Genomic DNA, 443 nt, shown 5'->3' on the forward strand with positions numbered 1-443 from the left:
GTGCTGGTGGACCTGAAGCCTTCGGGCCAGCATTACATGGAAGACTTCCACAAAGCGGGCGGCATGGCCACGCTGCTGCGCGAACTCAAGCCGCTGTTGAAGCTCGACGCGCTGACCGTGACCGGCAGGACGCTGGGCGAGGAGATCGAACGCGCGGGGCCGGGGTTCCCGCAAAGCGTGGTCAAGACGCGGCAGAACCCGATCTATCCACAGGGCGGCATAGCCGTCCTTTCGGGCAACCTGGCCCCCGAAGGCGCCATCATCAAGCAGTCATCCGCCGATGCCGGGCTGATGGAACACGAAGGCCGGGCCGTGGTGTTCGAGAACGCCGAGGACCTGGCGGGCCGCATCGATGCCGCGGACCTGGACGTCACGCCGCAGGACATATTGGTGCTGAAGAACATCGGTCCCAAGGGCGCGCCCGGCATGCCGGAGGCGGGCTA

1 protein-coding gene is annotated in these 443 nt (G+C 66.4%); it reads left to right on the top strand.

The window, feature by feature from the left end:
* Positions 1-443 (top strand): dihydroxy-acid dehydratase (locus IB238_RS24300; protein WP_192253499.1); only part of this gene is annotated, 443 nt, incomplete at both ends.

The sequence above is a fragment of the Rhizobium sp. ARZ01 genome (assembly GCF_014851675.1).
In the GTDB taxonomy this organism is placed as follows: Bacteria; Pseudomonadota; Alphaproteobacteria; order Rhizobiales; family Rhizobiaceae; genus Mycoplana.